22 protein-coding genes are annotated in these 21,993 nt (G+C 63.0%); 11 read left to right on the top strand and 11 right to left on the bottom strand.

Going from position 1 to position 21,993, the window contains the following annotated elements; genetic code table 11:
• Positions 1-5: 5 nt before the first annotated feature.
• Together fahA and hmgA are read right to left on the bottom strand one after the other, a co-directional pair.
• Entirely contained in the window at positions 6-1,298 is a 1,293-nt protein-coding gene (fahA, locus tag JNA92_RS21625) for a fumarylacetoacetase (protein WP_241806567.1), read from the bottom strand.
• A gap of 3 nt (positions 1,299-1,301) precedes the next feature.
• Entirely contained in the window at positions 1,302-2,603 is a 1,302-nt protein-coding gene (gene hmgA, locus JNA92_RS21620) for a homogentisate 1,2-dioxygenase (RefSeq protein WP_241806566.1), read from the bottom strand.
• A 114-nt stretch (positions 2,604-2,717) separates the two neighbouring features.
• Between hmgA and JNA92_RS21615 the strand changes: the two genes are divergently transcribed.
• Positions 2,718-3,500, top strand: coding sequence for an IclR family transcriptional regulator (locus JNA92_RS21615; protein ID WP_241806565.1), 783 nt, complete (start codon positions 2,718-2,720; stop codon positions 3,498-3,500).
• Between the two features lie 244 nt (positions 3,501-3,744).
• On the opposite strand, the gene JNA92_RS21610 is transcribed toward JNA92_RS21615, so the two are convergent.
• The 3 genes from JNA92_RS21610 to JNA92_RS21600 all read right to left on the bottom strand — a co-directional run bounded on the left by JNA92_RS21610 (position 3,745) and on the right by JNA92_RS21600 (position 6,343).
• Complete coding sequence (locus tag JNA92_RS21610; RefSeq protein WP_241806564.1) at positions 3,745-4,656, bottom strand: SDR family oxidoreductase; 912 nt, start codon at positions 4,654-4,656, stop codon at positions 3,745-3,747.
• Between the two features lie 113 nt (positions 4,657-4,769).
• Positions 4,770-5,678 (bottom strand): alpha/beta fold hydrolase, encoded by a 909-nt coding sequence (locus JNA92_RS21605; RefSeq protein ID WP_241806563.1) that lies wholly within the window; start codon positions 5,676-5,678, stop codon positions 4,770-4,772.
• A gap of 209 nt (positions 5,679-5,887) precedes the next feature.
• A complete protein-coding gene (locus JNA92_RS21600) occupies positions 5,888-6,343 on the bottom strand; it encodes a flavodoxin (protein WP_241806562.1) in 456 nt (151 codons plus the stop codon).
• Between the two features lie 101 nt (positions 6,344-6,444).
• On the opposite strand from JNA92_RS21600, the gene JNA92_RS21595 reads away from it, so the two are divergent.
• Both JNA92_RS21595 and JNA92_RS21590 read left to right on the top strand, forming a co-directional pair.
• Positions 6,445-6,885 carry a PAS domain S-box protein gene (locus JNA92_RS21595; RefSeq protein ID WP_241806561.1) on the top strand — a complete coding sequence of 147 codons (441 nt, stop codon included), beginning with the start codon at positions 6,445-6,447 and terminating at the stop codon, positions 6,883-6,885.
• A gap of 46 nt (positions 6,886-6,931) precedes the next feature.
• Positions 6,932-7,549, top strand: a complete 618-nt coding sequence (locus JNA92_RS21590; protein ID WP_241806645.1) for a hypothetical protein — start codon at positions 6,932-6,934, stop codon at positions 7,547-7,549.
• On the opposite strand, the gene JNA92_RS21585 is transcribed toward JNA92_RS21590, so the two are convergent.
• Positions 7,534-8,472 carry a MerR family transcriptional regulator gene (locus tag JNA92_RS21585; RefSeq protein ID WP_431312476.1) on the bottom strand — a complete coding sequence of 313 codons (939 nt, stop codon included), beginning with the start codon at positions 8,470-8,472 and terminating at the stop codon, positions 7,534-7,536. The genes JNA92_RS21590 and JNA92_RS21585 overlap by 16 nt on opposite strands.
• A 212-nt stretch (positions 8,473-8,684) precedes the next feature.
• On the opposite strand from JNA92_RS21585, the gene JNA92_RS21580 reads away from it, so the two are divergent.
• The 4 genes from JNA92_RS21580 (at position 8,685) to JNA92_RS21565 (ending at position 10,655) form a co-directional block, all read left to right on the top strand.
• Positions 8,685-9,245, top strand: coding sequence for an antibiotic biosynthesis monooxygenase (locus JNA92_RS21580; RefSeq protein WP_241806560.1), 561 nt, complete (start codon positions 8,685-8,687; stop codon positions 9,243-9,245).
• Positions 9,246-9,322: 77 nt separating this feature from the next.
• Positions 9,323-10,015: a dihydromonapterin reductase gene (gene folM, locus JNA92_RS21575; RefSeq protein ID WP_241806559.1), complete on the top strand. Its 693-nt coding sequence runs from the start codon at positions 9,323-9,325 to the stop codon at positions 10,013-10,015.
• A 9-nt stretch (positions 10,016-10,024) separates the two neighbouring features.
• Positions 10,025-10,321, top strand: a complete 297-nt coding sequence (locus tag JNA92_RS21570; RefSeq protein ID WP_241806558.1) for a DUF1244 domain-containing protein — start codon at positions 10,025-10,027, stop codon at positions 10,319-10,321.
• A complete protein-coding gene (locus JNA92_RS21565) occupies positions 10,314-10,655 on the top strand; it encodes a HopJ type III effector protein (RefSeq protein ID WP_241806557.1) in 342 nt (113 codons plus the stop codon). The genes JNA92_RS21570 and JNA92_RS21565 overlap by 8 nt, the downstream gene beginning before the upstream one ends.
• Positions 10,656-10,679: 24 nt before the next feature.
• On the opposite strand, the gene JNA92_RS21560 is transcribed toward JNA92_RS21565, so the two are convergent.
• Together JNA92_RS21560 and fabV are read right to left on the bottom strand one after the other, a co-directional pair.
• On the bottom strand, positions 10,680-11,588 hold the full coding sequence (locus JNA92_RS21560; protein WP_241806556.1) for an alpha/beta hydrolase family protein: 909 nt from the start codon (positions 11,586-11,588) through the stop codon (positions 10,680-10,682).
• An 89-nt stretch (positions 11,589-11,677) separates the two neighbouring features.
• Positions 11,678-12,877, bottom strand: coding sequence for an enoyl-ACP reductase FabV (gene fabV, locus JNA92_RS21555; RefSeq protein WP_241806555.1), 1,200 nt, complete (start codon positions 12,875-12,877; stop codon positions 11,678-11,680).
• A 322-nt stretch (positions 12,878-13,199) separates the two neighbouring features.
• Here fabV and JNA92_RS21550 point away from each other — a divergent pair, with 322 nt between their 5' ends.
• Together JNA92_RS21550 and JNA92_RS21545 are read left to right on the top strand one after the other, a co-directional pair.
• Complete coding sequence (locus JNA92_RS21550) at positions 13,200-14,378, top strand: acetyl-CoA C-acetyltransferase (protein WP_241806643.1); 1,179 nt, start codon at positions 13,200-13,202, stop codon at positions 14,376-14,378.
• Positions 14,379-14,596: 218 nt separating this feature from the next.
• The gene (locus tag JNA92_RS21545) at positions 14,597-16,108 is read left to right on the top strand and encodes a methylenetetrahydrofolate reductase C-terminal domain-containing protein (RefSeq protein ID WP_241806554.1); all 1,512 of its coding nucleotides are present in this window, start codon (positions 14,597-14,599) and stop codon (positions 16,106-16,108) included.
• On the opposite strand, the gene yjiA is transcribed toward JNA92_RS21545, so the two are convergent.
• From yjiA to JNA92_RS21530, 3 genes are all read right to left on the bottom strand, one after another.
• Entirely contained in the window at positions 16,044-17,021 is a 978-nt protein-coding gene (gene yjiA, locus JNA92_RS21540; RefSeq protein ID WP_241806553.1) for a GTPase, read from the bottom strand. The two genes, JNA92_RS21545 and yjiA, sit on opposite strands and share 65 nt — an antisense overlap.
• A 72-nt stretch (positions 17,022-17,093) precedes the next feature.
• Positions 17,094-17,291 carry a YbdD/YjiX family protein gene (locus JNA92_RS21535; RefSeq protein WP_008094130.1) on the bottom strand — a complete coding sequence of 66 codons (198 nt, stop codon included), beginning with the start codon at positions 17,289-17,291 and terminating at the stop codon, positions 17,094-17,096.
• 13 nt (positions 17,292-17,304) lie between these two features.
• A complete protein-coding gene (locus tag JNA92_RS21530) occupies positions 17,305-19,371 on the bottom strand; it encodes a carbon starvation CstA family protein (RefSeq protein ID WP_241806552.1) in 2,067 nt (688 codons plus the stop codon).
• Between the two features lie 413 nt (positions 19,372-19,784).
• Here JNA92_RS21530 and JNA92_RS21525 point away from each other — a divergent pair, with 413 nt between their 5' ends.
• Complete coding sequence (locus tag JNA92_RS21525) at positions 19,785-20,150, top strand: PilZ domain-containing protein (protein WP_046784718.1); 366 nt, start codon at positions 19,785-19,787, stop codon at positions 20,148-20,150.
• 263 nt (positions 20,151-20,413) lie between these two features.
• Positions 20,414-21,931, top strand: a complete 1,518-nt coding sequence (locus JNA92_RS21520) for a nucleobase:cation symporter-2 family protein (protein WP_241806551.1) — start codon at positions 20,414-20,416, stop codon at positions 21,929-21,931.
• The last annotated feature ends 62 nt before the right edge of the window (positions 21,932-21,993 follow it).

The raw sequence follows: 21,993 nt of genomic DNA, 5'->3' as shown, positions 1-21,993 counted from the left end.
CTCCCTCAGTTGGCGGCAATGACCTTGCCGCGGCACTCACCAAAGCCGATGCTGGCCACGCCATCCCGCTTGCAACGGGCACGCAGGATGATTTCATCGCCGTCCTCGAGGAACTTGCGCTGCTCGCCACTGGCCAGCTCCACCGGCTGCTTGCCACCCAAGGTGGTCTCCAGCAGGCTGCCGTAAGCATCGGGCGAAGCACCGGACAGCGTGCCCGAACCGAACAGGTCGCCTGGCTGCAACTGGCAGCCGTTGACACTGTGATGGGCGATCAGCTGTGCCACGGTCCAGTACATGTTCAGGGTGTTGCTCAGCGCCAGGCGGTGGGCCGGCAAGCCCTGTTCACGCATGCGCTCAGTCAGCAGCAGCACTTCCAGTTCGATGTCGAAGGCACCGTGGGCCTGGTCACGCGGGTCGAGCAGGTAGGGCAACGGTTGCGGATCACCTTGCGGGCGTGCCGGCTGGGCGCAACGGAAAGGCTCCAGGGCCTCGGCGGTGACCACCCAGGGCGACAGCGTGGTGATGAAGCTCTTGGACAGGAACGGCCCCAGCGGCTGGTATTCCCAGGCCTGGATATCACGCGCCGACCAATCGTTGAGCAGGCACAGGCCAGCCAGGTGCTGATCGGCTTGCGCGATCGGAATCGCCTGCCCCATCTCGTTCCCCTGGGCAATCCAGATACCCAGCTCAAGTTCGTAATCCAGGCGCGCGCACGGGCCGAAGGTCGGTTCGGTGTGCCCGGCGGGCAGCGTCTGGCCCTTGGGGCGGCGTACATCGGTGCCGGACGGGCGCAGGGTCGAGGCGCGGCCGTGGTAGCCGATCGGCACGTACTTGTAGTTGGGCAGCAGTGGGTTATCGGGGCGGAACAGCTTGCCGACGTTGGTGGCGTGCTGAATGCCGACATAGAAATCGGTGTAGTCGCCGACCTTGGCTGGCAGGTGCAATTGGCAATCGCTGGCAGGATGCAGCGCCCCTTTGAGCACCGCCTGGTGCTCGCTGTGTTCGCCCAACAACGCCAACAATCGCTCGCGCAGCGCCACGCGGGCCTCACGGCCGAGGGCGAAAAAGGCGTTCAGCGCACCACCACGGGTAGCCTCCACCGCAGCCTTGGCCTGGCCCTCGAACAGCCCGGCAGCCAGTACGGCCTCCAGGTCGAGAACCGCATCACCGATGGCAACGCCGCAGCGCGGCGTTTCACCTGGGCGGCTGAAGATGCCCAGCGGCAGGTTCTGCAGCGGGAAGTCGCTGTGCCCGTTGGCGTGCTCTACCCAACTACGGGCAATGGCGGACTGGTTCATGGGTTATCTCCGGTTCGGGTTGAAGGTGCTCGGCAAGGTGGCCCAGCAACTATCGTAGTCGGCCTGCAACTGCGGGCATTCGAGGGCCTGCAGGCTCGGGCGCAGCACCTGGCTGGTCTCGAACATGAAGGCCATGGTGTTGTCGATCTTGTGCGGCGCGAGGTCAGCGGCGATGGCTTTCTCGCAGGTCTCGGCATCGGGCCCGTGGGCGCTCATCACCCCGTGCAGCGACGCGCCGCCGGGCAGGAAACCTTCGGCCTTGGCATCGTAGGCACCGCTGATCAGCCCCATGAACTCGTTCATCAGGTTGCGGTGGAACCACGGTGGACGGAAGGTATTCTCGGCCACCATCCAGCGCGGTGGGAAAATCACGAAGTCCATGTTGGCCAGACCGTGCACGCTGGTCGGTGAGGTCAATACGGTGAAGATCGAAGGGTCGGGGTGATCGAAGCTGACCGTGCCGAGGGTGTTGAAACGGCGCAGGTCGTACTTGTAGGGCACGTTGCTGCCGTGCCAGGCCACCACGTCCAGTGGCGAATGCTGCAGCTCGCAGGCCCAGTGTTCGCCCAGGAACTTCTGCACCAGTTGCACCGGGCCTTGAGCCGCCTCGTAGTGCGCGACCGGGGCCAGGAAGTCTCGAGGGTTGGCCAGGCCATTGCTGCCGATCGGGCCCAGGTCCGGCAGGCGCAATGGCGCGCCGTGGTTCTCGGCAATGTAGCCACGGGCCTGGCCATCAGGCAGTTCGACGCGAAACTTCATGCCGCGCGGTATCACCGCGATCTCCTGCGGCTCGACCTCCAGCAGCCCCAGCTCAGTGACGATGCGCAGGCGGCCCTGCTCCGGCACGATCAGCAGTTCACCGTCAGCATTGAAGAACACCCGCTCCATCGAGCGGTTGGCGCAGTAGATGTAGACACTCACCCCCGCCGGTTTGTCCGCAGCCGAATTGGCTACCATCGGCAGCCAGCCTTCGATGAAGTCGGTTGCTTCAGCCGGGAACGGTTGAGGGTTCCAACGCAGGCGATTGGGGGTGACGGCGCCCAACGGCCCGTTCAGTGGCTGACGCGCCAGCCGTTCGAAGCGCGGGTGCAGGGCGGAGGGGCGGATGCGATACAACCAGGTCCGGCGCAGTTCGCTGCGCGCCATGGTGAACGCCGTACCCGACAGCAGCTCGGCATACAGGCCATAGGGGGCCTTCTGCGGAGAATTCTGCCCGATGGGTAGGGCCCCAGGCAGTGCTTCACTGGCGAATTCATTGCCGAAGCCGCTCAGGTACTGAAGGTCGGGCGACGTGTCGCGGTTCATCGATGCCTCCGGATTTTATATTTATCGTAATCAGATTACGAATAACGTAATTTGCTCCGTGTCATGCGTCAAGCTATAAAGGCGCGACTCGACGAATCCGGAAACCCGTAACCCATGGCCAAAGCCAGCCCCCCCACCGACAACGGCAAGCAGAAGGTCCGCTCGGCGGAAGTCGGCACCGACATCCTCAAAGCCCTCGCCGAGCTCTCCCCGTCTACCTCCCTGTCGCGGTTGGCCGAGCACGTGCAGATGCCCGCGAGCAAAGTGCACCGTTACCTGCAAGCGCTCATTGCCAGTGGCTTTGCCGAACAGGATGCGGCCACCAACCACTACGGGCTGGGCCGCGAAGCATTGCGCGTGGGGTTGGCAGCGTTGGGTAGCATCGATGTGCTGAAGCTGGCGGCGCTGCCCTTGTCGCAGTTGCGCGACGAGCTCAACGAAAGCTGCTTCATCGCCGTGTGGGGCAATCAGGGAGCCACGGTGGTCAGCATCGAGCCTGCTGTACGGGCGGTCACGGTGGTGACCCAGATCGGTTCGGTGCTGCCGCTGCTCAGCTCGTCCACCGGCCTGGTGTTTGCGGCCTATCTGCCTGAGCGCGAAACCCTGGAGCTGCGCGACAAGGAACTTGCCGTGCTGCAGCAGAGCGCGGGCGATTACGAGCGGCTGCTGGCAGGCATTCGCGAACGGGGCCTGCACCATGTGCACGGTTTGCTGATGCCGGGCGTGGATGCGCTCTCGGCGCCCGTTTTCAATGCCATGGGGCAGATCGCTGCGGTGATGACCGTAGTCGGGCCGACCTCGATCTTTCACGCCGATGAACATGGGCCGGCGGCGCAGCGCCTGCTGGCAGCGGCGGGCAATACCAGCTGGCGCATGGGTTACTCGCCGAAGGCCTGAGCGGGGCGATGGCACTGTTGCCTGGAACGTAAAGGTGAATGTCGCAAGGGGCTATTTTTCCTGCCTGATCAAGCGCTTATTCTGGGATCACTGGCCGGCATGAAAGGCCCTCCCCCCGCCTTTCAGGCCTGCTAGGTTCACCGACGTTGATTTTGAAGCTCCTTGATCTGACGTCTCGATTGGCCGCTGCGCTTGCAGCGGCCTTTTTTTATTTATAGGGCGTTTGGGGCGTGGCGGACGCACGCTACAGCGGATAGCGCTGCAGGTTCGCCATCATCTGCTGCAACGCCTGCAGGCTGTCCTGCGGGTGTACCGCGTCAGCGAAATCACCCATCTGGTTCCAGCTGTCGGCCACCTGCTCAGGGCTGAACCCTTCCCTCGGGTCGAAGCCGACACCCAGGCTACGCTCCCAGCGCACCTTGCCTATCCAGCCTCCGCCCACCTCGAACAGCTCACCGCTGCTCTGGCACTGCTCGCTGCCCAGGTAAACCACCAAGGGGCTGACCAGTTCAGGCTTGAGGCGCTCGAACACCTGGGCCGGGATCAGCCCTTCGGTCATGCGCGTGCCACCGGTGGGCGCGATGGCATTGACCAGCACGCCGTGCTTGCGCCCCTCGATGGCCAGGGTGCGGGTCAAGCCATACAACCCAAGCTTGGCCATGCCGTAATTGGCCTGGCCGAAGTTGCCATAAATACCAGAGGTCGAAGCGGTGAAGATCACCCGCCCCCAGTTCTGCTCGCGTAAATGGGGCCAGGCAGCCCGGGTAACCTTATAGGCGCCCTCGACATGGACCCGGTAGACCTGATCCCAGTCACTGTCGTCCATCTTGTGGAAGGTCTTGTCGCGCAGGATGCCGGCATTGTTGACCAGCACATCGACCCGACCAAAGCTGTCCAGCGCCTGTTCGACGATGCGTGCGCCGTCACTCACGGAGTCGTGGTTGGCCACGGCCATGCCTCCCGCGGCGCGGATCTGCTCGACAACCCGGTCAGCCGCCGAAGCACTGGAACCTTCCCCATGGGTAGAGCCACCAAGATCGTTGACCACCACCTTGGCGCCACGCGCGGCGAACAGCAGGGCATGGGCGCGGCCCAAGCCACCACCGGCTCCGGTGACGATCACCACACGGTCTTGCAGACGTACCGGCTCGCTCATGCTCCTGGCTCCAGATAGGTTGAAGGCCTCGAGTGTCCACCAGCTTCTGCCGGCGGACAATCAAGCTCACTCAGGCTGAATGCCAGGCGATAACGCGCAACGATGTCAGTCGCTCAGGACCAGGCCACTTTTTGCGGGACGTAGCGCAGCGGCTGTTCGCGAAAGGCCAGATAATGGCGCAGTACCTGCACAGGGGCTTCGGTGTGCGGGTAATGGCCTATGCCTTGCAATTGCACGATGTCCGGGTTGGGCACCAGTTGCCCGTAACGCTCGACCATCTGCGCACCGCTCAGCGGATCGACCACACCGTTGATCAAGCGCAGCGGCACGCCGTCACGCTGCAGCGCCCCCACCCAGCGCTCGCGATGCAGCCTGCGCTCGGTCACGAAACCTACCAGCTTGTGCAGGATGCGAGTGCCGCTGTTGGCCGCGATCAGGCTCCAGAAATCATCCAGTGCGCTTTCGCTGGGGTGAGTGCACGGCCCGTAGACCTGGCTGACGTTGCGCACCAGGTCGTCGCGCCCGAACGAGCGCGCCACCAGCCAACCCAGGCGGCTGAGCAGCAGTTTCTGTATCAACAGTACCCGGCAGCTTTCAGGAAACAGACCGCTGTTGAGAAACACGCAACTGGCGATGTCCGCACCCTGCTGTTCATGGTGCCGCGCCAGCAACTCCTGGGCCACACTGCCGCCGTAATCGTGTGCCAGCAGGTGCACGGGCTGGTCGACCTTGAGGTGGGCAAGCAACGCCTGCTGCAGGTCGGCTTGCTCGATCAGGCTGTAGCCATGGTTGAGCGGCTTGGCCGAATCGCCAAAGCCGAGCATGTCGCAGGCGATGACGCGAAAGCGCTGGGCCAGCGGCGCCCAGAGGTAATGCCAATCCCAACTTGCGGTCGGGAATCCATGCAACAGCAGCAGAGGCTCTCCTTGCCCTGCGGTCCAGTAGCTTATGCTCTGGCCCCGGAATGAAAATGTCTGACTCCGGGTACGCCAGACGCACAATGGTATCTCGGCCAAAGGCATCAGATTCGTCCCGGTATGCAACGGTTGTGGTGGTTATAGGGCAAGGCTGCGTTCATTGCATGTCACCTCGGCACATACATGTGCTCTCTATGTCGAGGCTGAGTCTAGTCAGCCACCCACTCGGTGAAACTTGCGTTGACAGCCAGCTTGATGACCGAGCGAGTCAGTGGCACGAACGGTCATGGCCCATGGGGGTCGCCACTACAGCCTCAAGCCTCCAGGGCCTGAGCAAATGCCGCCAACCACGGTTCGGCGTCAGTCTCCGGGGTTACTGTCTCGCTGGCATCGAGCGTGAGCATCGGCTGCACTTCACGCACACCCAGTTCGGCGAACAACTCTCGCATCTGCTCACCACCGCCGCAGTAAGTATCGCCATAACTGGAATCGCCCAGCGCGATGACCGCCCCCGGCAGGCCACGCCAGGCAGCGGGCAGGGTGTCGCGGATGCTGCTGTACAGCGGCATGAGGTTGTCCGGCAGCTCACCCATGCCGGTGGTGGAGGTCACTGCCAGCAAGGCTTCTGGGGCAAAGCCTTCGAGATCCTGCTGGGTGGCGCGGGCTGCGTGCCAGGCGTCATGGCCTGCAGCTTTGAGCAGCGACTCGGCGTGACGGGCAACTTCTTCGGCAGTACCGTACACGGAGCCGGAAATAATGGCGATTTTCATCGGGAGATGGATTCCGAAACTGAGTGAAAACGTAGGATACTAGCATCCGACGGTGGCAAAAGGCCGCCTACCCCTACGCCCTCTTGCCTACTGGCCCGGACATGATCAACGCACAACTGCTGCAATCGATGGTCGATGCGTCCAACGACGGCATCGTGGTAGCCGAACAGGAAGGCGATGACACCATTCTGATCTACGTCAACCCGGCGTTCGAGCGCCTGACCGGCTACAGCCGCGACGAGATTCTTTACCAGGATTGCCGTTTTCTGCAGGCCGATGACCGCGACCAGCTTGCCCGTGCACGCATTCGCAAGGCGCTGGCCGACGGCCGCCCCTGCCGCGAGGTACTGCGCAACTACCGCAAGGACGGCAGCGCCTTCTGGAACGAGTTGTCGATCACGCCGGTGACATGCGATGCCGATAACCGCACGTATTTCATCGGCATCCAGAAAGATGTCAGCCGCCAGGTCGAACTGGAGCGTGAACTGGCGCAGATGCACGTTCGTCGGGATTTCGACGAGCGCCCGGAACCAAGCGCCTAAGGCAGGGTCAATCCCGTTGAAGAAGTCGCCAACTCCGAGCTCGATCATGCACGCCAATGCGCTTTTGACCCAGGACGAACTGGATTTCATCCAGGACATGCAGCATTCCCCGCAATTGAACCAGACCGACCCGATGTCGAGCCTGCTGGTCAATGGCGACCGGCGCATTCAATCGTTGCTGGCTCGCCTGGTAGCCAACGAGCAAGTGACCCTGCAGGCCCAGTTCAACAACCAGCAGATCAATTTCCCCCTGCAACTGGTGGAGGACGAGTTCCACGCCGTGCATCTGCAGATCGGTTCGCCGGAAATCTACGAAGACGGCCCGATGCTGCGCCCTTGGCGCCTGTCGATGGACCAGCCCACTGCGCTGCTGGATGGGCAGGGCAAGGTCAGCGGGCTGTTCGTGCGCGAGATATCGTTCAAAGGGGCGCTGCTGGAAATTCGCGGCCTGCCTGAAGCGCCTTCACGCTTCGACCTGCGCTTCGCGCCAGCGGGCATCCCGGCTATCACACTGCACGGCAGGCTACGCCGGCGTATCGGCTCGGATCTCGCTGCCTACGACCTCAGCCGCAGCCTGGCGCAAGAAACCGAGCGCTTGCGTGAATACATTCTGCAGGCCCATCGTCAGGCCCACCCGGAGCTGCACGCTCAGCTGTCGAGCTGACCGGCCAGGTATTGCCGCAGGCGCCGCCGCATCACGCTCACCTCTGCTCCCAAGCACGCCACCGGGCTGCCCGCCAGGCTTTCCTGGGCCAATTCGGCAGCTTCCCCCGCCAGTAACAATGGACACTCGAGCCCAACAGCCATCCGGCTCAAGCGCTTGCTGAGCTCTGCGGTGGGCGCCTGGTTGGAGAACAGCACCAAAGCGTCAGGCCTGAGCTTTGCAGAGACGACCGCCAACTCATCCAGCGGCTGCCCAGGCGCCAACAGCGTCACGCCGATATCATCGCTGCACAACAGCAGGCCGGTGACCAGCAGCTCCAGCTCCAGGCACTGCGCCGATAGCGGCGCCAGAAGCACGCAGCGGCTGTGCTGCCGACGCGTGAGTTGCAGGCGCGAGAACACTCGGGCACGCAAAAACTGATCGAGGAACAGCCACTCGCTGGCCTGGCCGAACGCACCTTGCCCCGCCGCCAGGTCGTGCCAGACGGGCATGAATACATCAGCGAAAACCTGGTCCTGGCTGATGCAGGCAAACACCTGGTCGAACAACCGATCAAGGCTTGCGGCATCGAAGCGTTGCACTGCCTCGCGCACTTGCGCCTGCCAGCGCAGGGCAGAATCGGCGGCAAACGCGTCACCCGCGCTCGCCTGATCACGCGCCAGAATACTGCCTACCTTGCTGACCGCCACGCCGCGCTCGAGCCACCCGAGGATGCGCCGGATATCGTCGATGTCCGCCAGCGAATACAGGCGGTGGCCGCTGTCGGTGCGGGTTGGCTGGATCAGCCCATAGCGCCGCTCCCAGGCACGCAGGGTCACGACATTGACCCCGGTGAGCCGGGAAACCTCACGTATGGGGAACAGGTCCTGATGCTGCAGGCCTGCTTCGACTTCCGCTGTAAGTCCCTGATTGTCGATCTGCACTGAATGACCTGTGCGCAATAAATTGGAGGTGCAGTCTACTACGGGAGGAAAGGTCGCAGGTTACCCAGCCACAGCGGCAGGCAGTTGCCAATGACGTTCAATCAGCCATAATCCGCGCCCGATTCTTGCATAGACGCTTGTGTCGCCCACCACCCCGGGCCACACAGCCAAGGGGCCGGCTACCCGCCAGCCCCGTCGCCAGGAGATACACGATGTCTACCCCACCCGTCACCCTGATGGTGTCGCGCCGCGCCGCCCACGGCCGCTACCAGGACCTGCTGGCCTGGCTGCACGAAGGCGAGCAGCTGGCCACCGACTTCCCCGGCTACCTCGGCTCGGGCATCCTCGCGCCGCCCCACGACAGCGATGAATTCCAGATCATTTTCCGCTTCAGCGACGAGCCCACCCTGCACGCCTGGGAGCATTCGGCGTCACGCCGCGCCTGGCTGCAGCGCGGCAACGGCCTGTTCGAGCGCCCCAAAGAGAGGCGCGTCAGCGGCATCGATGACTGGTTTGGCAGCAATACAGTGCAAAAACCACCCCGTTGGAAACAGGCGGTAGCGATCTGGTTGGCATTCTTTCCCGTGTCGCTGTTGTTCAACGTGCTGTTCGGCCACTGGCTGAACGCACTGGAACTGCTGCCGCGTGTGATGCTCAGCACCGTGGCACTGACGCCACTGATGGTGTACCTGTTCATCCCGCTCTCCACCCGCCTGCTGGCCAGCTGGCTGCATGCTTCGCCTGCCTCAGGCGCCGCTCTGCGCAGCCGCTGAGGCGAGGCCGCACACGAGGGAAACAGTTCGGGTATGCTGGGCGGCAACGACAGGAAAGACAAGTTGACCGCCCGCACATGAACAGCCCAATTCTCGTTACCGGAGCCAGCCAGCGCGTCGGGCTGGCCTTGGCCCTCGAGCTGGCAGAGGCCGGCCATACCGTGGTCAGTGCCAGCCGCAGCGTGCAGCCCCAGCCTGCGCACCCGAACATCGTGCAGTTCCAGGCCGACCTTTGCCTGGCGGCCGAACGCCAGGCGCTGATCGACTACCTGCAGCAGCACTACGATGGCCTGCGCGCGATCATCCACAATGCCTCCTTGTGGCTCGACGATGGCCTGGACAACCTGCAGACCATGTTCCGCCTCCACGTCGAGGCGCCCTACCACCTGAACCTGGCGCTGGGTGATTTGCTGAACAAGGTCGACAAGGCCGATATCATCCACATCTGCGACGAAACGTCCTCGCGTGGCAGCAAGAGCCATATCGGCTATGCCGCCACCAAGGCAGCGCTGCAGAACATGGTGCTGTCGTTTGCCGAAAAATATGCGCCCACGGTGCACGTCAACGGTATCCTGCCCGGGCTGCTGATCCTCAAGGAAGGGGGCGACGAAGCCTATCGCCAGCAGACCCTGAAAAAGGCCCTGCTGGAATTCGAACCCGGCCCAGGCCCGCTGATCGAGACGGTCAAATACCTGCTCGACAGCCAATACAGCACCGGCAGCCAGGTGGTCATCAACGGTGGCCGCCACCTGAAGAATCGCATGATTTGAGAGAACCCCATGACAGCGCAAGAACAACTCGAACTCGAGGCCGCCGCCTTCCGGCGCCTGGTCGCACACCTGCAGAACCGCACCGACGTGCAGAACATCGACCTGATGAACCTTTCCGGTTTCTGCCGCAACTGCCTGTCCAAGTGGTACAAGGCCGCGGCCGACGAACGCCAGGTCGACATCAGCCTGGATGACGCCCGTGAAGCGGTGTATGGCATGCCCTACGCCGAATGGAAAAGCCAGTACCAGAAAGAAGCCAGCGCCGACCAGCAAGCGGCGTTTGAAAAAGGAAAACCTCGTGACTGATCTGAACACCCTGCGCGCCAGCCTGGCCAGCGGCGAACACGCCTTTGCCGACACCCTGGCGTTCATCGCCGCCAACTACAGCTACCAACCACAGGCCTTCACCAACGGTGGCGTGGAAAACGCCGCCGGGCAGAACGAAGGCTCGTGCAAGACGCTGGGCCTGGCCCTGCTGGAGGGGCTGAGCGACCAGGAGGCGTTGCTGGCCTTCGGCGAACACTACCGCGACGTGGTGGCCACGCCCCAAGGCACCGACCATGGCAACATCCGTGCGCTGATCTCGCATGGCCTGGCGGGGGTGAAATTCACCGCGCAGCCGCTTTCGCGCAACGCCTGATACTGCCGGGCCGGGCAGGCCGCATCAGCTGATCACCTGCCCCGGCCCACCGGCCGGCAACCCGCCGCGCTGCACCCACGCCAGCGCAATCGGCCACAGGCTCTCGCGGAACCGGTCATGGAAGAACGCGAAGTGACCAATCTCCTCGACCGCGATATCCGCAGGGGCGATCCGCAGATGCCGACGCTCTGCGCCCTGCAGATAACCTAGCAATCGCTGCGTAGCGGCCACCGTGCCGAACGGGTCATCGGTCAGGCTGATCGCCAAGGTTGCAGCCCGCACCTGAGCAAACGGCACATGCTGCAACTGGCGCCCGCTGGGCCTTTGCTCGTAACGTGCAGTAGCGGTAGTCCAGTCCTGCACCACACCTGCGGGCGTGTCTTCCATCCAGCCCAGGCGCTTGCCGGGGAAGTAACCGAACACGCGGGTCAGCAAGGGCATCGCCACGTGCCACTTGCCATACAGCCGCCATCGCTGATCGGCTGCGTAGTCGCGCCAGTAGGCGAACTGCGCCCCAACCATCAGCACCCGCCTGATCCGCCCGGCAGACGGCGCCAGCCCCACGGCGCAACCACCGAAGCTGTGCCCCACGACATCCACCGGCTGGCAGGGAAATGCCTGGCTGGCGTGTACCAGCATCGCTTCGAAATCCAGCCTGCCCCAGTCGCTCCAGGAGGCCTGGAAACCACGCAAGGAAGGCGGCCGGGATTCGCCGATGCCGCGGTAGTCGTAGGTCAACACATCGCAGCCTTGGGCGAACAGGTAATCGGCAAAGCGGGTGTAGTAGCGGCAGCGCACGGACGTGGCGGCGTTGATGATCACCAGCGGGCGCTGGGGATTGGCTTGGGCGTGGCGCCAGCAGAAACCACCAAGGCTGTAGCCGTCGGCTGTGGTCTGGCGAAAAGGCGTGGCCGGCTGGGTGAGGCTGCTCATGGCGCGCTTCCTGTTGTCGTGCGCCAACGCTAGCAAAAAATTCGGGGGCTGTACCGGCCCTTTCGCGGGGCCGGTACAAGCCAAGGGGCTTACAGCTCGACGCAGTCGAACTTCACCTCAGTGGCCACATCTTCGTCGTAGTTGACGTCAGCGCGCTCGAAACCGAACAGGTTCAGGAACTGCTTCTTGTAACCGGCGTAGTCGGTCAGTTCGAACAGGTTCTCGGTGGTCACTTGCGGCCACAGGGCCTTGCAGGCGCCCTGCACGTCTTCGCGCAGTTCCCAGTCGTCCAGGCGCAGGCGGCCCTTCTCGTCCAGCTCCGCCGCGGCGCCGTCAGCACGGTACATACGGTCACGGAACATGCGGTCCAGCTGGTCCTGGGTGCCCTCGTGAACGCCCTTCTCCTGCATGATCTTGAAGACCATCGACAGGTACAGCGGCATCACCGGAATGGCCGAACTGGCCTGGGTGACCACCGACTTGAGCACCGCCACGTTGGCGCTGCCACCGACCTTGCCGGCCAGGCGCTGGGCGGTTTCGTCCAGGTCCTGCTTGGCCTTGCCCAGGGCGCCATGCCAGTAGATCGGCCAGGTGATGTCGCTACCGATGTAGCTGAAGGCTACGGTGCGAGCCTGTGGCGCCAGCACGCCAGCGGCGTTCAGGGCATCGATCCACAGCTCCCAGTCCTGGCCGCCCATGACGGTGACGGTGTCTGCGATTTCCTGCTCGGTGGCCGGCTCGATGCTGGCCTCGATGATGGTGTCTTTGTTGGTGTCGATGGCGGTCGACTTGTACGGCTGGCCGATCGGCTTGAGGGCGGAGCGGATCACTTCGCCGGTCTGCGGCAGCTTGCGCACGGGCGAGGCCAGGGAGTAGATGACCAGGTCGACCTGACCGCCCATTTCGTTCTTGATCAGCTCGATGACCTTGGCGCGTGCTTCATCGGAAAAAGCGTCACCGTTGATCGACTTGCTGTACAGGCCCTCGGCCTTGGCGAACTTGTCGAAGGCAGCAGCGTTGTACCAGCCGGCAGTGCCAGCCTTGGTCTCGGTGCCTGGCTTCTCGAAGAATACGCCCAGCGTATCGGCCTTGAAGCCGAAGGCTGCGGTAATGCGTGCCGCCAGGCCGTAGCCGCTGGATGCACCAATGACCAGGACCTTCTTCGGGCCATCCTCGCGCACGCCCAGCTTGCGGGTGGCTTCGATCTGGTCACGGACGTTCAGCTCGCAGCCCTTGGGGTGGGTCGTGGTGCAGATGAAACCGCGAACCTTAGGATGAATGATGGCCAATGTCTGTACCTCGTCAGGTTTATGCCGGGGAAGCGCCGCCTCGGGCGATTCCGATTGATCAGAGGGTGAGACTACCCCCACAGGTTATCCGACACATATTACGGGGTGATCGGAGGGATGCAAAACGATGCGCCCCCGGCAAGCCCTCATGCGCTGGCAAGAACCGGTGGCAACTACCCAGAACCGGACACCCGTCCCGGTGCCATTCATTGGGTTTTCACATCAATGGCAAAGAAAAACAAACTTAACAAATGAGCCAAACCCGCCGAAGCTGGTGGCTCTGCGCCCGCTGGGCGACCACCTGCACACGGAGAACAACAAGATGAACGATGTGGTCATCGTCGCCGCAACCCGTACCGCCATCGGCAGCTTCCAGGGGGCTCTGGCCAACGTGCCTGCAGTAGACCTGGGCGCTGCCGTGATCAAGCGCCTGCTGGAGCAGACCGGCCTGGACCCGGCTCAGGTCGATGAGGTGATCCTCGGCCAGGTACTCACCGCCGGCGCCGGGCAGAACCCCGCCCGCCAAGCCGCGATCAAGGCCGGCCTGCCCTTCAGCGTGCCGGCGCTGACCCTGAACAAAGTCTGCGGCTCGGGCCTGAAGGCCTTGCACCTGGCAGCCCAGGCCATCCGGTGCGGTGACGCCGAGGTAGTGATCGCCGGAGGCCAGGAAAACATGAGCCTGGCCCCCTACGTGATGCCGTCGGCGCGTACCGGCCAGCGCATGGGCCACGGCCAGTTGGTCGACAGCATGATCAGTGACGGGCTGTGGGATGCCTTCAACGATTACCACATGGGCATTACGGCCGAGAACCTGGTGGAAAAGTACGGTATCAGCCGTGAACAGCAGGATGCGTTCGCTGCCCAGTCGCAGCGCAAGGCGGTGGCTGCCATCGATGCCGGCCGCTTCAAGGACGAGATCACACCCATTGTGATGCCGCAGAAAAAAGGTGACCCCAAGGTCTTCGACCGTGACGAGCAGCCACGCCCTGACACCACCGCCGATTCCTTGGCCAAGCTGCGCCCGGCCTTCAAGAAAGACGGCAGCGTCACCGCTGGCAACGCTTCCAGCCTCAACGACGGCGCTGCTGCGGTGCTGCTGATGAGTGCAGGCAAGGCCAACGCCCTTGGCCTGCCGGTATTGGCCAGGATTGCCGGCTACGCCAGTGCCGGGGTCGACCCGGCGATCATGGGTATTGGCCCTGTGTCAGCGACCCAGCGCTGCCTGGACAAGGCTGGGTGGCAATTGGGCGAGCTTGACCTGATCGAGGCCAACGAAGCCTTCGCTGCCCAGGCGCTGGCGGTGGGCAAGGCGCTGGAGTGGGATGCCGAGCGGGTCAACGTCAACGGCGGGGCGATTGCCCTTGGCCATCCGATCGGTGCTTCGGGGTGCCGGGTGCTGGTGACCTTGCTGCATGAAATGATCAAGCGCGACGCCAGGAAGGGTTTGGCCACGCTGTGCATCGGTGGCGGCCAGGGGGTCGCTTTAGCGATCGAGCGTTGAGCCTGGGTCAAGGCCCGAGGTTGTTCCAGGCCGCCGAAATCGGTGGCCACCCACTTCTGACCCGCTCATAGGGTTCAATGCCATTTATTGGCCTATTGGCTGATGATGGAAGGCCACGAGCACGTCTCGTTCAGAGCAACCTCGTACGCTTCCAGACATGCCCGCACCTGAGACGCGTCGCACAATGCTTCCCTGACAAATCCAGGTGCCCCACTGCCATGAGCCTGCTTAGATCGGCGCTGCGCGATAAAACCTTCGTCTGCGTCATGGAATTCGTGCCCAAGCCGTCGGCCGAACGCTTCGCTGCGATGGAGGCGATCATGGCCCGTGGGCACTTGTGCGGCTGGCCAATGACCGTGGCCATCGGCGACCGTGTCGGTAGCCCGCTGGACCTCTCGCCATTGGACGCCCTGTCCAGCTTCAGTAAACCGGTCCCTGCCCTGCCGCACTTTTCTGGCAAGGACCGTGAACGCCATGACCTGCTGGCGCAACTGAAAAACATGGACGCCGCCGGTCTCGACCAACTGCTGCTACTGACCGGCGATCGCCTGCCCGGCCACCAGCCAGGCGAGCGCCCAGTGCGCTATCTGGAGTCGGTCGCGGCACTACAAATTGCACGCGAGGCCTGCCCCCACTGGCTGCTGGGGGCTGCACTCAACCCCTTCAAATACCGTGAGGAAGAAGGCGGTGCGCAGTACCTCAAGGCGCAGAAGAAGCTCGCTGCGGGCGCCGACTTCCTCACCCTGCAATTGGGTTTCGATGCCAGCAAGCATCTGGAGGCCATGCAGTGGATGGGCCGTCAGGCCGACCCCAAGCCTCTGCTGGCCTGCCTGATGAGCCTGAGCCATGGCCGTGCCGCGATGCTCGAGCATGTCGCCGGCGTTACCGTCTCGCCGTCGATGCGCGACATGCTCGAGGCCGAAGCGGCCGTCTCCAAAGCCTATGCCCAGGCACGCAGCGTCGATCGCCTGGCCCTGCAGATCATTGGCGTAAAGTCGATGGGGTATGCCGGGGTGCACCTTTCCGGGGTGCATGAGCTCGAGCAACTGCTCGCCCTTGAGGCGCGTATCCAGGACTGGCAAGCGCGTATCCATTCACAGGCACAGTGGGCAACGGCCTGGGCCGAGAGCTGGCAGATGCCAGGCCTGCCGGCGGTGACCTTCCACCCACCACAAGCAGCCTGGCGCCAAGGCCAGTCGCAGGTCAGCGCAACGGCCAGGGAGAAACTGCGTTATCACCTGTTGCATGGGTTTCATGCCCTGTTGTTCAGCCGTAACAACTGGCTGAGCAAGGCCTTTGGCTGGGCCGTGCGCCGGCCGCTGTGGGCCAGCGACAACGGCGCCCGTTGGCTGCACAGCCTGGAACGCAGCGTGAAGCGCCCGTTGCTGGGCTGCGACACCTGTGGCCGGTGCCGCCTGGAAGACACGTTGTACGTCTGCCCTGAAACCTGCCCCAAGGGCCTGGCCAATGGCCCCTGTGGCGGTACTGCGCTGAACCGCTGCGAGTTCGGCGACCGCGAGTGCATCCACAGCGTCAAATATCGCATTGCCAAAGCCGTGCAGCAGACCGAGGTGCTCGCCGAGCGGCTGATCCCCTGCATCGAGGTACACACGCGTCACCGCAGTTCATGGCCGCAGTGGTTCGCCCCCCAGGCGCCTGGCCGGCTCAGCCCGCGGCCAAAGCTTCGAAACCCGCCCGAATCTTCGCCTCAGGCAGCTCATCGGCAATGAATACCATCACGCTTTCGCGCGTTTCGCCTTCGGCCCACTCGGCGTCCCAATCGAAACCGTAGAGTTTGAGCACGCCCTGGAATACCAGGCGACGGTCTTCTCCGGCAATGTTGAGCACACCCTTATAGCGCAGCAGTTGCTTGCCGTGCGTCTCGAGCAACTCGTTCATGAAGTCGCTGAGGCGGTCGATGTCCAGAGGGACCTCGGTACGCAGCACCAGGGTCGAGATGCGGTCAGGTGTGGCGGGTCTGAACACTGGGCGCAGGGTTGGCCTGAGGTTGGCGCCCAGGTCAGGGTTGAGGTTGAACCCGCGCACATCGAGCAGTTCGGCCAGGTCGATACGGCCATGCTCGACCACGCGCATCGCTGCACGGCCATTGATACGTGCCAGGCGTTCGCGCAGCGCCTCCACCACCGCAGGCTCGACCAGGTCGGTCTTGCTCAGCAACAGGCGGTCGGCGAAGCCCACCTGGGCCTGCGCGATGGTCTGGGTCAGGTGCAAGTCGGCATGAGCCGCATCGACCAGGGTAATGATGCCATCGAGGAGATAGCGGTCGCGCAGCTCCTCTTCGACGAAGAAGGTCTGCGCCACCGGCGCGGGATCGGCCAGGCCGGTGCATTCGATCACCAGGCGATCGAAAGCGATCTCCCCGGCGTCCAGGCGCTCGAGCAGCAGGAACAGGGCACGGGTCAGGTCGCCGTGAATGCTGCAACAAACACAGCCGTTGGCCAGGGTCATGACCTGCACCGGCTCGTCACCCAGCAGCTGGCTGTCGATGCCTGCCTCGCTGAACTCGTTCTCGATCACAGCGATTTTCAGGCCGTGCTCGGCTTTTAGCATGTGCTTGAGCAACGTGGTCTTGCCGGCACCGAGAAAACCGGTGAGCACGGTTACGGGAATGGGCGTCTGCACGCAGAAATCTCCTGAAGCTGAAAATGACTGTGGGAGCCCACAGGCTCCCACAGGTTCACGCAGTGTGCCGGATCAGCAGCACTTCGGGCCAGACTTGCCACCGTAGCGGGCTTCCTGGCGTTCCCGGAAGAACGCCTCGTAGCTCATCACCGGCTTGTCCGGGTGCTTGGTCTGCATGTGCTCGACATAGTTGTCGTAGTCGGGCATGCCGACCATCAGGCGGGCAGCCTGCCCCAGGTATTTACCCAGTCGACCCAGGTCGTTGAACATCGCAGCATTCCTCTCAAGCGTCAGGCAGTGCCTGGAACGGGGTTTCCTTGTCGGTGCGTTCCTTGCGACCGAGGGCGGCGTAACCGACCTTGACCGCAAAGAACAGCACACTGAACACCACAACCAGGAACAACACGGTGAGCCCGGCGTTGGTGTAGGCGTTGTAGATCACATGCTGCATCTGCCCGATGTCCTTGGCTGGGGCCAGCACCTGACCGGCATCCAGGGCGGTGCTGTACTTCTCGGCCAGGGCCAGGAAGCCAACCGCAGGGTTCGGGTCGAACAGTTTGATCAGCCCTGCAGTGGTTGTGCAGATCAGCAGCCACACCGCTGGCAGCAAGGTGACCCACATGTAGTGCTGGCGCTTCATCTTGATCAACACCACGGTGCCGAGCATCAGGGCGATACCGGCCAACATCTGGTTGGAGATGCCGAACAGTGGCCACAGGGTGTTGATGCCACCCAGCGGGTCGATCACGCCCTGATACAGCAGGTAACCCCAAAGCGCCACACAGCCGGCCGTGCCGATCAGGTTGGCGGTCCACGACTCGGTACGTTTGAGCGCCGGTACGAAGCTGCCCAGAAGGTCCTGCAGCATGAAGCGGCCGGCACGGGTACCGGCGTCAACTGCGGTCAGGATGAACAGTGCTTCGAACAGGATCGCGAAGTGGTACCAGAAGGCCATGGTGTTTTCACCCGGCAGCACCTGGTGCAGGATCTGCGCAATACCCACCGCCAGTGTCGGCGCACCACCGGCACGGGCCAGGACGGTGTGCTCGCCGATGTCGCGGGCTACGGCCTCAAGCTGCTCGGGGGTGATGAGGAACCCCCAACTGCTGACCGTCTGGGCCACCGACACGACGTCGGTACCGACCACTGCGGCCGGGCTGTTCATGGCGAAATAAACGCCTGGCTCGATGACCGAGGCAGCGACCATGGCCATGATGGCGACGAACGACTCCATCAGCATGCCGCCGTAGCCGATGTAGCGGGCGTTGGTTTCGTTGTCCAGCAGCTTCGGCGTGGTCCCCGAGGAAATCAGCGCGTGGAAGCCGGACACCGCACCACAGGCGATGGTGATGAACAGGAACGGGAACAGTGTGCCCTTCCACACCGGGCCAGTGCCGTCGGTGAACTGGGTCAGCGCAGGCATTTTCAGCTCTGGCGCGATGATCAGGATACCGATGGCAAGGCCGAGGATGGTGCCGATCTTGAGGAAGGTCGACAGGTAGTCACGCGGCGCCAGCACCAGCCACACAGGCAGCACGGCGGCGACGAAGCCGTAACCCACCAGCATCCAGGTGATCTGCACGCCGGTGAAGGTGAACGCCGGGCCCCAGACCGGATCCGCGGCAATCTGGCCCCCCAGCCAGATCGACGCCAGCAGCAGGACCACGCCGACGACCGAAATCTCGCCGATACGCCCCGGGCGGATGTAGCGCATGTAGATGCCCATGAACATCGCGATCGGGATGGTCGCCATCACCGTGAACATGCCCCATGGGCTTTCAGCCAGGGCCTTGACCACGATCAGCGCCAGCACCGCGAGGATGATGATCATGATCAGGAAGCAGCCGAAAAGGGCGATGGTGCCAGGGATGCGGCCCATCTCCTCGCGCACCATGTCGCCCAGCGAGCGGCCGTTGCGGCGAGTGGACAGGAACAGGACCATGAAGTCCTGCACCGCACCGGCCAGCACCACACCGGCGATCAGCCAGAGCGTGCCGGGCAGGTAGCCCATTTGCGCAGCGAGCACGGGACCGACCAGGGGGCCGGCGCCAGCGATGGCGGCGAAGTGGTGACCGAAAAGAATGTGTTTGTTGGTCGGGACGTAGTCCAGACCGTCGTTGTTGAGCACCGCAGGGGTCGCTCGGCGTGGGTCGAGTTGCATCACCTTGGTGGCGATGAACAGGCTGTAGTAACGGTAGGCGACCAGGTAGATGGCCACTGCCGCGACCACGATCCACAAGGCATTGATCGCCTCGCCTCGACGCAGGGCGACCACACCCAGCGCACAAGCCCCGATGACCGCCAGCGCCAGCCACGGGATGTGGCGTAGCAGGCTGTTATTGTTGTTCATGGCATGCTTCCAGCTAAGTGGTTGGAATAGACAGCCCCTTGAGTCTAGGGCTTGCTTGAAGGGTTTACCATCCCGAATTGGCATGTAGCCACCGGCGAGCACAGGCTCTAGAACGCAGCTACCCGCACAACCTCATGCCTGGGAGGCAAGCCGCGCCCTGGCAGGCCTGTCATTTTTGCCAGTTGTTCAGGAAAGGGGCATCGGCTTTCAATGATCAGGCAACTCGATTGCCCTTGGACGACACGCGATTGGTGCATCTGTACACGCTGAAATCGTGCAGGTGCTCGACCTCGATTTCGTTGCCGAATAAAGGTGTAGCCAGGTGACTCGGCCATATGTCATCCGGGCCACCCGTCATCCGGCAGGAGTGCCCGTGGCTGGTCTATAGTCAGTGCTAATGACGAGGGCCCGCCATGACCACTCCTTCCGACGATCGCCGGCGCTTCCAGCGCATTGATTTCGACGCCCCCACCGAGCTGCGCCAGGGCGATCGCCGCTGGCCGGTCAAACTGCTCGATCTTTCGCTCAAGGGCCTGTTGATCGAGCGCCCTGAGCCGTGGAACGCCGACCTCACGCAGGATTTCGATGCGATCATCCAGCTGGACCCCCACACCCATGTGCAAATGCAAGTGGAACTGCGCCATGAAGAGGCGAAGCGGTTGGGGTTCATTTGCCTGTACATCGACATCGATTCGATGAGCCATTTGCACCGTCTTGTGGAATTGAACGTGGCTGACAGCACCGAAATGATGCGCGAGCTGCGTCAACTCATCGAATAATGGGATCTCTTAGCTAGCTAATAGCTTTCCCACCTTGTGTTTCTTGTCTACCCAGACAGCTTTCAAGCTGGGTATCACCACGTTGTACACACCCCTCTAACATCGTATTCAACGAGTTGGTACGCGATCTGCATTGCGTTCTTGCACACCCTGCAAGCCTGCTTGTTCGCGCTCCAATCAAAATATTGTATACAATTCTTGTAGCAATCATTTGTAGGAAGTGTCTACAGTAGCGGCACAACAATAAACAGTGAGCCTGCTCAATGACTACGTCCCCTAGCACGTCTCCCGCCAAGCGCCCCGAGGACGAAAACCTCGGCCTTGGAGCCAACTTGGCTTATGGCCTTCAGCATGTGCTGACCATGTATGGAGGGATCGTCGCAGTACCGCTGATCCTTGGGCAGGCTGCGGGCCTGAACGGTGCCGAGATAGGCATGCTTATCGCGGCCTCGCTGTTTGCCGGGGGCCTGGCAACGCTGCTGCAAACGCTCGGTCTGCCATTCTTTGGATGCCAGCTGCCGTTGGTACAGGGCGTATCGTTCGCTGGCGTGGCAACCATGGGGGCGATTCTCAGCAGCCAGGACGGTGGCGGCTTGCCAGGCGTGCTGGGTGCAGTCATGGCGGCTTCGCTGATCGGCTTTCTGATCACCCCGGTGTTCTCGCGCATCACCAAGTTCTTCCCGCCGCTGGTCACCGGCATCGTCATCACCACCATCGGCCTGACGCTGATGCCGGTGGCCGCACGCTGGGTGATGGGCGGCAACAGTGCTTCGCCGGAATTCGGCAGCATGGCCAACATCGGCCTGGCAGCGCTGACCTTCGCCATCGTGCTGCTGCTGAGCAAACTGGGCAACGCGACCATTTCGCGCCTTTCGATTCTGTTGGCCATGGTGTGCGGCACCCTGATTGCCTGGGCGCTGGGCATGACCGACTTCAGCAAAGTCGCCGAAGGCCCGATGTTCGCCTTCCCCACCCCTTTCCACTTCGGCATGCCGACTTTCCACATCGCGGCAATCCTGTCGATGTGCATCGTGATCATGGTGACCCTGGTGGAAACCTCGGCCGACATCCTGGCCGTAGGTGAAATCATCGATACCAAGGTCGACTCCAAGCGCCTGGGTAATGGCCTGCGCGCCGACATGGCCTCGAGCATCCTGGCACCGGTGTTCGGCTCGTTCACTCAGAGCGCCTTTGCCCAGAACGTAGGCCTGGTGGCCGTGACCGGGGTCAAGAGCCGCTACGTGGTGGCCACCGGTGGCGTGATCCTGGTGGTGCTGGGCCTGCTGCCGGTGATGGGCCGGGTGATTGCAGCAGTGCCGACGCCGGTACTGGGCGGCGCAGGCATCGTGCTGTTCGGCACCGTGGCTGCCAGCGGCATCCGCACCCTGTCCAAGGTCAACTACAAGAACAACGTCAACCTGATCATCGTCGCCGCTTCGCTGGGCTTTGGCATGATCCCGATTGCCGCGCCGAACTTCTACCACCACTTCCCGAACTGGTTCGAGACCATCTTCCACTCCGGCATCAGCTCGGCAGCGATCATGGCCATCGTGCTGAACCTGATCTTCAACCATTTCACGGCAGGCAATTCGGACCAGCAGTCAGTATTCGCCGCAGGCTACGAGCGCACCATCCAGTACTCGGACATCTCTGCGCTGCGCGATGGCGACTACTTCAAGGAAGGCAAGCTGTTCGACGCCGAGGGGAATGAGGTGCCGGTGCTGGAGCAGGACGAGCATGGCAATACGGCGCCCAGGCGAACGCCGGTAGCCGAGCACTGATCGCTGACTGAGCGGTAAAGCAGGGGGAGCCGATGCGCATCGTCGGCTCCCCCTTTTTGTTT

It is taken from the genome of Pseudomonas putida, from assembly GCF_022627325.1.
Taxonomy (GTDB): Bacteria; Pseudomonadota; Gammaproteobacteria; order Pseudomonadales; family Pseudomonadaceae; genus Aquipseudomonas; species Aquipseudomonas putida_X.
This window is presented reverse-complemented; position numbering and strand designations above follow the sequence as displayed.